Source organism: Bacteroidia bacterium (assembly GCA_019695265.1).
Classification (GTDB): domain Bacteria; phylum Bacteroidota; class Bacteroidia; order JAIBAJ01; family JAIBAJ01; genus JAIBAJ01.
Window position 1 is genome coordinate 21,778 of sequence record JAIBAJ010000034.1, and the last position, 8,503, is coordinate 30,280.

The following is an 8,503-nucleotide window of genomic DNA, read 5'->3' on the forward strand; positions in this document are numbered from 1 at the left end:
AATTTAGACTTTGTATTGCTTGGTGATTCAATAAAAAGATAAAGGGATACTTATTCCTAAGTATCCCTTTCAAAAATAACGGATTTCTTTTACTGTTTTATTTTTCGATGGCTATTAATTCCACCTCAAAAATCAGGGTAGAATTAGGTCCTATTACCGGTCCGCTTCCATTTTCGCCATAAGCTAAATGTGGGGGAATAAACAACCTAAACTTGCTTCCAACTGGCATAAGTTGCAAAGCCTCGGTCCAACCTTTAATAACTCCATTCAAAGGAAATGAAATCGGTTGTCCACGCTGAACACTGCTATCAAAAACAGTTCCGTCAATCAGAGTGCCATGGTAATGGGTTTTTACCTTATCCTGAACGGTTGGCTTTTCACCGGTACCCATGGTAATTACTTCATATTGCAAACCATCAGGCAACTCTACTATGCCTTTTTTCTTTTTGTTTTCTTCCAGGAATTTTTTTCCGGCTTCCAGGTTTTTTCTGCCCTTCATTTGTTTTTGTTTTTCTGAAAATTTACGTACATAAGTCTCTCCGGTAGTGGCATCAATGGATGGGGTAACTTTACCATAAGCTTCCTGAAAGGCTTGTTTAATGATCTCCAAATTGGGATTTTCAATACCCATTTGTATAAAGTACTTGGATACGTTATTAGCCATAACATAAACTACCGTATCCGTTTCGTTTTTCAAAACAATTTTGGATTTGGTTTGTGACATGGCACTGCCTACACTGACAACTGCCGCTAATGAAAGAACAATCTTTTTCATGTTGATGATGTGGAGGGCGAATGTAATGTATTTTCTTTGCCGTACTGATTTTTGTTCTCTACTTAACAGGTTTTAACCCAATTGCTACTAGCCAAGAACCACTTCCTGAACAAAGTTTTCACCAACTTCGGCATTAATCATTTCCTTTATTTTTTCTCTGTCAAACTGCAATTCCTGCCTCAATGCCGCTGAGTCTAACTTCACGTACAACTTGTTTTTTATCATTTTTACATCGTTGGTTTTTGAAGCAATAAATTTCCCCATTACCTTTTCCCAAATCGCCGGCATTTGGTATTCCTTAAATTTTTCGGTTAAGCCGTAATATTTCATTACAGCTTCCACAGCCTGCTTTATATCAGTTTGATTGTGATCGGTAGCCATGTTTATTTTAAATGTTTGTCCAGCCATTCAAAAAACACCCGGTTCCACAAAACTGTATTTTGGGGCTTGGTAATCCAATGTCCCTCATCCGGAAAATACAAAAAGCGGCTTGGAATACCCTGAACTTGTGCCGCCTGAAATGCCTGCATGCCTTCGGAAATGGGAACTCTGAAATCTTTTTCTCCATGAATCACTAAAATGGGCGTATCCCATAGCTGAACAAATTTATGGGGAGAAAACTTTTGATAGCTATCCGGCTGCGGATCAGCCCAGTACGGGCCTTTAATGTCCTGATTGGCAAAGAACAACTCTTCCGTTGTACCATACCAGCTTTCTAAATTAAACAACCCACAATGGGCAACAAAGGCTTTGAATCGCTCATTGTGCATGCCCGCCAAACGATAAACCGAATACCCGCCATAGCTAGCCCCAACAGCTCCTAATTTTTCTCTATTTACATAAGGTAGCTTAGCTGCAAAATCAATTGCCGATAAATAATCCTGAATAGCTTTCCCTCCCCAATCTCCGCTTATTTCATCGTTCCATTCCTTTCCAAAAGTTGGCAATCCCCTGCGATTGGGAGCAACAATAATGTAACCCTTGGAGGCCATCATTTGAAAATTCCACCGGGTAGAGAAAAATTGACTTACAGCGCTTTGCGGACCGCCCTGGCAATACAAAAGGGTTGGATATTTCTTGCTTGGATCAAAATCCGGCGGCAAAATCATCCATACCAGCATGTCTTTGTCATCCCTGGTTTTTACAATGTGTCGTTCTACCTTGGCTTTGGGAATCGAATTCCAAATTTCGTCGCAAACCGATGTTAACCTTACCTCTTTTCCATCCGGCCATATTTTGTATATCTCTGCCGGTGCAGTCATAGAAACCCGCAAACCCATTAGTTCGCTCCTGCCTGCCGTTAAACTTTTGTAATCATGGTAACCCTTGGTAATCTGACGAATGTTCTCGGTTGCCAGGTCTACCTCAAATACCTGATACGTAGCCTGTGTGCCTGAGATATAAAAAATTTTATCATCCTTTGCCGACCATACCATATCCGATGCGCTTTCTTCCGAATGTTCAGTGTAGTCGGTTTTGGTACCCTTGCTGAAATCATAAACCATCAAAGTGGCTTTGTCACTCTCAAAACCCGGTGTGGCCATGGAGGTATACGCTAACTTGGTGCCGTCATGACTAAAAACCGGACTTCGGTCATATCCCATGTTTCCATTTGTTATGTTATCCGTTATCCCGGTTTCAACCCGGTACACATAAATATCGGTATTGGTACTCACTGCAAAATCTTTTCCATTCAATTTTTTACTGGTATAGGCAATCATTTTTCCGTCAGGAGATACTGCAAATTCTTCGGCATCAAAGGTTTCGCTTCCTAAAATATCTTTTCCTCCGGTTACCAATCCCGAAGCATCCTTTTGTCCAATAAATACGTGGGTGTTGGAATAATCATCCCAACTGTCCCAATGCCTGTAAAATAAATCATCAATAATCCTTGCTTCAACCTTTGGCAAATCAGGGTAAATATCATGTACATCCTTGGTGGTTTTTACATCCGAAAGGTAAATCAACCCTCCGTCAGCCGTCAATTCAAATCCGCCAACTCCGGCTTCTACCTTGGTTAGTGCCTGGGTTTTCTCTGATTTAATATTCACCTTCCACACCTGCGGAGCTCCACTTTCGGTGTTTAAATAAGCCAATTCTTCATCGTTTATCCATTTGGGTGCAAATTGTCCTCCTTTTCCTCCAACCAGTTTTTTCACCTTTCCACCCAAGGCCGAAATAATAAATAAGTCTTTGTCTCCTTTGTTGTCGGCTAGGCTAATTTGATCTACAGCATACACAACCCATTTTCCATCCGGAGAAATGGCCGGTTCGCCAACCTTGGGAAGGGTGGCCAAAACTTCAGGAGTTAAACTTTGTGCAAAAATTTGTAACGGCAATAAAAGGCCGGCAAGTGGTAAATACTTCAACATGGATGGTTAATTGGAACAAAGGTAATCTCAAATTTTAATAGTAAGCTCCTTTTAGATTTTGGAATACTACCAATTTTTAAGGATAGTTCATACATTCAATGGCACCAAATAGAAGGTCTATACCGCATAAGCTAATAGGTTGCACCTCGGGCAACGATAGAGCCAAGTAGCCCACAGGACCCCGACGGCTTTAGCCTCGGGGGACGAGGACTACAGGCGATAGCGTGACCCGAACGCCCGTGCAGGTTGTTTCGGGGTTGATACAAAAACTAGTTGGGCGGAGGGGGCCCGCATACCAAGAATTAAAATAATGGTAGTCTCCACCTGAATGACTTTTTCAGCTTACCCTAACTACTTCCCGAAAAGCCCTGATTAATGGCCACTTGCTTTTAAACTATCCAATGTTTTTTGAGCCTTCACCGATTCTGCTAATTTTTTATTTAGTATAGCCTGCAAAGCATTTTTGGCCTTGGTAAACTTCCCTAATCGAATGGCCGATTGGGCTTTATAATACAAGGCTAATCCTTTTAAATTACTTCCATTTTCAATCCATTCAAATTCCTTAATGGCTGCTTCATAATTTCTGGCATAGTATTGTTTTAGTCCCTCCCTATAGGCTTCTTCCGGTGTAGGCAGCACCACTTCGGAATCCCATTGGAAACTGGGACTTGTTCCAGAACTGGTTACTACGGTAGTAGTGTTACCTGATGTCAAAACTTCCTCCATAGCCAGGGAGGTATTTACTACGGAATCGGCCTTTTTCACATTATTATTCCCTTCCTTCGTTTCTATCCTATCAGCAGGAATCTTGGCTACATCCTTTCTTTCTTTTTCTCGCACAGAACCATTTGTTTTGCCTTTTGTTTTAGAAAGAGCTTCTTTGCTGCTTTCCGCTTCTTTGCCAGGTTGATAAGAAAATGTTACATCATCCGAGTTTTGTACTTCCGGAATAAATTTCTGAAAATCATTTTTAGCCAATGGTTCTTCAGCAGGTGTTTCTGCCAATGATTTGGTGTCTTCGTTAGCACTAAAATTTTCCAAGCTATTGCTGTTGCCGGATTGTTCATCCACTGTTGCCGGTTGAGATTTATTGATGTGTCTGGTGAATCCGGTTTGTTCCTCCTCTTTTTCTAGTTCTTTGGTTATACTACCATCGCTTATGGCCGGTGCCCGTGGTTCCATGGTATCGGCAGGTTGGGCGGTTTCCAATGCCATTTGCTGTTGGTTGTTACTATTCCACCAAAGCAGCCCTCCAACACTAAATGCAATTATAAAAATTGCTGCAGCCGATTGCCAGTAAATGGTTCTGCTACTTGCCGGTGGAGGTAAAAAAACAGGTGATGGTTTTTTACCTTGCCCGGCCAACATAATAGCGCCTTCAACAGCGGCTTCACAAAGCGAACAATCTATCAAATGACTTTCTACAATATGCAGTTCCTTCCCTTCCAATTGTCCCAAAGCATAGTTCGTCAACTGCTCCTGGCTCAGGTGCTCGGTTGGTTGGAAAATATGTTGGATTCTTTGGTTCATGTTTAGGCAGCTTTTATTCCGGCTTCAATGCATAATTTCAGGTTACGTTTTCCATTTTGAATAAAACTCTTCACCTGATTAATATCAAATCCTGCTTTTCGAGCTACTTCTGCATAGTTCAGGCGCTCCAGGTAAAATAATTCCACACAAATTTTCTGCTTTTCTACTAAGGTTTTTAAACAACGTTCCATTTGTTGAAGCAATGCTTCTTGTTCATTTTCTGTATTGGGATGCACTTCCAGTCCATTTTCCATAAATCTTCCGGTTTCTAAAGAAATGGTATCCAGATGTTGTTCTCTGGTTTTTGCTTTTCTTAGCTTCATCAGGCAATGGTTTTTGGTAACCATAAACAGCCACGACGAAAAATGTTCAATGTTTGATTTTTGAAGATCAGTTCTGAGTTTTTCAAAAATTTCCAGCACAGCATCTTTGGCATCTTCTTCATTTTCAAGGTATTTAAAGCAAGAGCCATACACCAAATGCGAATATTTATTAAACAAAGGTGTAAAATAGCGCTGATCGCCGGTTTGCTTAAAAAGAGCTACACATTCTTTGTCGCTGCGTTCTTCTTTCTTTTTAAACAAAACAAACATTAAGCGAAGGTAGGTAGATATTTAACCCAAATAATCCTTGTCGATATTTTTATACCCAGCTTGCCATCAAAGATTTTGTGAAAAAGCATTCCAATAAATCTGCATAAAATAGTTAATTAGGTTAGGCGGGCCCCCTTCACGCCTGCCAACTACCTGCCCTCCCAACTTACAGGAAAGTGGCGTTCGGGTCACGCTATCGCCTGTAGTCCTCGTCCCCCTAGGCTAACGCCGTCGGGGTCCTGTGGGCTACCTGGCTCTATCGTTGCCCGAGGTGCAAACCCAACCGGTGTAACTATGAAATGGGCTTTGGAAGGTGAATGAGCGTGGTTTTTTGGGGGAGGTTTACTTCCACTTGTCCTTGTTTGCAACGGTGGCAATGGAGAAGGGCGTTTTATTCACCCTGGAGGACTATGTTGTCTTGACCCCATCCAAACCCAAAATCTCAAAAACTCACCCAGGTTTTCAACGGGGGCGGTTGAGAAAGGCGTTTTTTAATGCCAATAAAACAATTTTTTGCAATTGTTTATTCCTACATTTAAATATTAACCAAACTTAATTTTGATTGGCGATAACTATAGAATTGCTGATCAGGAATAGGTATATTTTGAGTACCCCCTTTGGGGCACCTCCCAGCCCAACCCTTCCAAAAACCATTCTCCACCACATCAAGTTAGCTTCGAAGCATTTGAAACAAACACTTGGCATTTTTACCATATGAACCCTTTATTGCTGCTATTCCAACAAGATGTACCTTACTCTGATTTGGGAAGATATGACGTACGAAAAGTATCGGTCAGAGACCAGTTTCTCAATCTACTTCGTTGCAAAAACGGTTGAACGCTGGGTACAAGAGTTTGGTAGCAACTTTGAATTAACATCAGAACCAGAGAAAGGAACTTCTGTATTAATAAGCATACCACGAATAAATACTCATCAATGAGTATTTTCAAAGTCGGGAAAGACTGCGTCCTTTGAGATGTTTTAGAAAGTTCTAGAGTTTATCTATGATAACTTATTTTTTTATCATTAAAACAGTTCAATTGGTTAAATTAATTATGATTAGAAACAATTTTCTCCTTCCATTAAGTTTTCTTATACTCATTAGCCCCCAAATAATTTCCTGCAAAAAAGAACCCTCAGTGAACGATTCCAATGGCAGCTTCTATGGCATTTGGACCCGCTTACCGGGTCCGAGTGGAGACAGAACAGACATTGCTATAGGAGGTATTCCAGGTGAAGCCGAGAACAGAGTTTATATGTGTGAAAAAGAAGGTTCATTAACACCTGGCTTTTTCAAAGGCACCCTAAATGGAGATATTATCATCTGGGACCCAGAATACAACTTTCCAAATACCCAACTAAGACTACTTGATGGTGAGTTGGAATTTTCTTATCCTAGTCTTTCGTGGACTATACCCACCTTGTACGAAAGAGGCACTTGGGGAGGAGAATGTGGAAGCTTAGGTAGTACAAATAATAATTCGAAAAAACTTGCTGTGGGTATAAATCCAACAGATCCTGATCTTTCTTATGTGAATATCTTAGGGGTTACCTTAGATAACGTTCCAATTCCATTAACCTTGCTTAATGCAGTAATCACAGAACCAAATTGTTCTTCCAATTCTTATATTAATCTAGGAACACCACAACTCATCAACCAGTATGGAGAATTTTACACGGTAAGGGTTACCTTTTCTGCCGAAGGGTTAAATGGATTTTATACCCAAACAGATGTCTTTAATTTACAATCAGCCTCGTTTACTGCAGGCTGTAACCTTTTTAAAGTAGTTAGAGGTCCACTCGGCTACACTATTGGTCCAATTTAACCAAATCAACAATACTTATTATTCATATACTCCCAACTATCCAATTATGAACATTAAACTTTCAACTTGTTTTGTTTTTTTAAATTTACTTATTTATTCATTGGCTAGCGCCCAATGCACACCTACACTATTTAAGGATGGAATAAACTCCTTTGGTAGAGCAGAAGTCAACAATTCTTTATTGCTGTTTACTTATGAAGGTGTCTGGAAAAGCGACGGAACTCCTAATGGTACCCAATTAATTAATGGATCGCCTCGTATCAATAATGGAGCTTTTGGTTTGGCAACGCTGAACAATGTTGTTTATTTTTCAGCTTATTCACCAAGCTACAACGTTTCAGACCTATGGAAAACCGATGGAACAGAGGCTGGAACAGTATTGGTAGTTAGCATTCCGGATGCAGTAAAAATATATGATTTTGCAGTTGCCCAAAACAAACTCTTTTTTGTTGTGGAAAAAGGGTTTGGAAATAACAAGATATGGACTTCTGATGGAACAGCTGCAGGAACAAGTCAACTCATTGATCTGGATCCGACCAACGATATTAATACAGTACCAAAACAATTAATCTCCTTTAATGATCATGTGTACTTTTGGGCAGGTTCTAATTATTTTCAGCATTATTATGTAACCGATGGAACAGCTGCAGGAACAATCATTCTTAATGATATTGGGGATGAATATGGATATAATATTGGAGGTTTGTCAACGGTGGCGAATGGTAAATTATTCTATTTTACCGGAAGCAATTCCGATAATACCGGTTTATGGTCAACGGATGGCACAGTGGCAGGCACACAGATTGTAAAGCATCTTTCTGATGCAGGTTATTTTTCAGATGTAAATGGCACCTTGTATTTTTCAGCCACAGACGTTGGTGGGTTAACAGGCCAGACCCTATATGGAGATGAACCCTGGATAAGTGACGGAACAACACAAGGAACAGCTTTAATAAAAGACATTAATCCTGGCTACATTAGCTCCTGTTATACAAGTCGCTTTATTCAAGTAGGCAATAAAGTATACTTTGGTGCAACGGATGGCATTCATGGAACAGAAGTTTGGCAAACAGACGGCACAGAATCAGGAACAGGAATGCTTAAAGATATTTATACCGGCACTAATTCAGGAGCTACCAATTTCGGAAATGCAATTAATTACAATGGAAAATTATATTTTGGCGCTAGAGATGAAATCCATGGACAAGAATTATGGGTAAGCGATGGGTCCACTGCAGGCACTGAACTTTTAGCAGACCTTTACCCTGGTGCTGAAGATAGTGGTCCATATGATTTTTTTATTTTTAAGGGTATGTTGTTTTTTGAAACCTATGGCAACTTTGAAGAAAAACTATGGTATTGTGGAGATGCCAGCTCTTCCATTCAAGAAGAAATGGGCCAAAAATT

8 protein-coding genes are annotated in these 8,503 nt (G+C 40.3%); 3 read left to right on the forward strand and 5 right to left on the reverse strand.

The genetic code is table 11. The features are described from left to right. Window positions 1–97: 97 nt before the first annotated feature. The 5 genes from K1X82_06955 to K1X82_06975 all read right to left on the reverse strand — a co-directional run bounded on the left by K1X82_06955 (window position 98) and on the right by K1X82_06975 (window position 5,270). Entirely contained in the window at window positions 98–724 is a 627-nt protein-coding gene (locus K1X82_06955; GenBank protein ID MBX7181832.1) for an FKBP-type peptidyl-prolyl cis-trans isomerase, read from the reverse strand. Window positions 725–862: 138 nt separating this feature from the next. Continuing rightward, window positions 863–1,183, reverse strand: a complete 321-nt coding sequence (locus tag K1X82_06960; protein ID MBX7181833.1) for a DUF721 domain-containing protein — start codon at window positions 1,181–1,183, stop codon at window positions 863–865. Further along, a complete protein-coding gene (locus K1X82_06965; GenBank protein ID MBX7181834.1) occupies window positions 1,159–3,147 on the reverse strand; it encodes a S9 family peptidase in 1,989 nt (662 codons plus the stop codon). Before K1X82_06965 ends, K1X82_06960 begins: the two co-directional genes overlap by 25 nt. A 372-nt stretch (window positions 3,148–3,519) precedes the next feature. Then, window positions 3,520–4,677 (reverse strand): hypothetical protein, encoded by a 1,158-nt coding sequence (locus tag K1X82_06970; GenBank protein MBX7181835.1) that lies wholly within the window; start codon window positions 4,675–4,677, stop codon window positions 3,520–3,522. Between the two features lie 2 nt (window positions 4,678–4,679). Then, window positions 4,680–5,270 carry a sigma-70 family RNA polymerase sigma factor gene (locus K1X82_06975; protein ID MBX7181836.1) on the reverse strand — a complete coding sequence of 197 codons (591 nt, stop codon included), beginning with the start codon at window positions 5,268–5,270 and terminating at the stop codon, window positions 4,680–4,682. A gap of 745 nt (window positions 5,271–6,015) precedes the next feature. On the opposite strand from K1X82_06975, the gene K1X82_06980 reads away from it, so the two are divergent. The 3 genes from K1X82_06980 to K1X82_06990 form a co-directional block, all read left to right on the forward strand. Further along, complete coding sequence (locus K1X82_06980; protein ID MBX7181837.1) at window positions 6,016–6,210, forward strand: hypothetical protein; 195 nt, start codon at window positions 6,016–6,018, stop codon at window positions 6,208–6,210. Window positions 6,211–6,274: 64 nt separating this feature from the next. Next, complete coding sequence (locus tag K1X82_06985) at window positions 6,275–7,096, forward strand: hypothetical protein (GenBank protein ID MBX7181838.1); 822 nt, start codon at window positions 6,275–6,277, stop codon at window positions 7,094–7,096. 46 nt (window positions 7,097–7,142) lie between these two features. Beyond that, on the forward strand, window positions 7,143–8,503 hold a 1,361-nt coding region (locus tag K1X82_06990; protein MBX7181839.1), incomplete at its 3' end, for a hypothetical protein.